The sequence below is a fragment of the Vibrio sp. YT-16 genome (genome assembly GCF_033337405.1).
Taxonomy (GTDB): Bacteria; Pseudomonadota; Gammaproteobacteria; order Enterobacterales; family Vibrionaceae; genus Vibrio; species Vibrio alginolyticus.
In genome coordinates this window covers 1-1,188 of record NZ_JAWOQQ010000117.1, presented here as the reverse complement: position 1 = coordinate 1,188, position 1,188 = coordinate 1, and the positions used below count along the sequence as shown (strand labels likewise).

The 1,188-nt window shown below is 44.3% G+C and carries 2 protein-coding genes; one reads left to right on the top strand and one right to left on the bottom strand.

What is annotated here, in order from left to right:
* Positions 1 to 133: LysR family transcriptional regulator (locus tag R7F07_RS25140; protein ID WP_318110657.1), on the bottom strand; the 133-nt coding region annotated here is incomplete at its 3' end.
* 170 nt (positions 134 to 303) lie between these two features.
* Between R7F07_RS25140 and R7F07_RS25135 the strand changes: the two genes are divergently transcribed.
* The gene (locus R7F07_RS25135) at positions 304 to 1,032 is read left to right on the top strand and encodes a redoxin family protein (RefSeq protein WP_140062952.1); all 729 of its coding nucleotides are present in this window, start codon (positions 304 to 306) and stop codon (positions 1,030 to 1,032) included.
* Positions 1,033 to 1,188 lie beyond the last annotated feature (156 nt).

Sequence of the window (1,188 nt, the reverse complement as noted above, 5' to 3'; positions counted from 1 at the left end):
TGCCGAGTTCATCTTCCAGCTTACGTATTTGACCACTAAGCGTTGGCTGACTGACAAAACATGCCTCTGCCGCTTTGCGAAAATGCTTGTGCTCCGCCAGTGCGACTAAGTACTCAAAATCCCGAATATTCATAACACACGATTCGCTTCTATTTGATGATAGTCAATGTCTATCAAAACCATAGCATCAAACGATTAGAGCTATCAAAGGATTTTTACAATAATGGGCTCAACAAAACGAAACAGAGCCAAACGACAAGTCACGCTCTAAACGCTTCACTCGAATATTTTAAAGGAATCAATATGTTTGTATCTAAAGAAGGTCAAAACGTACCACAGGTTACTTTCCCGACTCGCCAAGGTGATACTTGGGTGAACGTTACCTCGGATGATCTATTCAAAGGCAAAACCGTGCTCGTATTCAGTTTGCCTGGAGCGTTTACACCGACTTGTTCTTCTAGCCACTTACCTCGTTACAACGAGCTATTCCCTGTGTTCAAAGAACACGGTGTTGATGAAATTTTGTGTATTTCGGTAAACGACACATTCGTTATGAACGCTTGGAAACACGACCAAGAAGCCGAGCACATCACCTTTATTCCAGATGGTAATGGAGAGTTCACCGATGGCATGGGCATGCTCGTGGACAAAAATGACATCGGTTTTGGTAAACGTTCTTGGCGTTACAGCATGTTGGTAAAAGATGGCGTGATTGAGAAGATGTTCATCGAGCCAAATGAGCCAGGAGATCCGTTCAAAGTCTCGGATGCAGACACTATGCTGAACTACATCGCACCAGAGTACAGAACTCAGGAATCGATCACTGTATTTACCAAGCCTGGTTGTCCTTTCTGTATGAAAGCCAAACAAAACTTGATTGATCACGGTCTTCAATATGAAGAAGTCATTTTGGGGAAAGATGCAACTTCCGTCAGTCTTCGTGCTATTACAGGCCGTACGACCGTCCCGCAAGTATTCATCGGCGGTAAACACATCGGTGGTAGCGAAGAGCTAGAAACTTACCTAGGCTAACCTGTCCATAGCCTACACCCCCGGTCTCCGGCGTCTTTGACTCGGAGGCCACCCTGCCTCTTCCCGCTCAAATCTAAGTCCTTAGTTCTTAAATCGTTCTACTACCTGAATCAACGATTTTAAATACAACACTTTTTGTTCATCATAACGTCTCGT